This window comes from Mesorhizobium sp. GbtcB19, from assembly GCF_019091085.1.
In the GTDB taxonomy this organism is placed as follows: domain Bacteria; phylum Pseudomonadota; class Alphaproteobacteria; order Rhizobiales; family Rhizobiaceae; genus Mesorhizobium.
In genome coordinates, this window is the sequence record NZ_JAGXJY010000595.1 from 1 (window position 1) to 232 (window position 232).

The following is a 232-nucleotide window of genomic DNA, read 5'->3' on the forward strand; positions in this document are numbered from 1 at the left end:
GATGTCGGCGGACTTGGCCGACTTCCCCATGACGAGCGCCTGCAACAGCCGCCCGACGGTGACGAAGCTGTCTCCGGCCATCTTGGCAAGGCCCTCGGCGGTCGAGAACACCTTGGCGAGCGGCTGGGCAAGATAGAGCTGGCCATGGCCACCTTCGACCTTGGGCATGGCTTCGAGCGCCGCCTCGACGCCGTGTTTGACGTCACGGGCGTGGCCGCCTGCACGCTCGTTC

General features: G+C 67.2%; 1 protein-coding gene. It reads right to left on the bottom strand.

Annotated elements, in window-relative coordinates; translation table 11 throughout:
- A partial coding sequence (locus KVT37_RS33165; protein ID WP_217579118.1) for a hypothetical protein occupies positions 1-232 on the bottom strand: 232 nt, incomplete at both ends.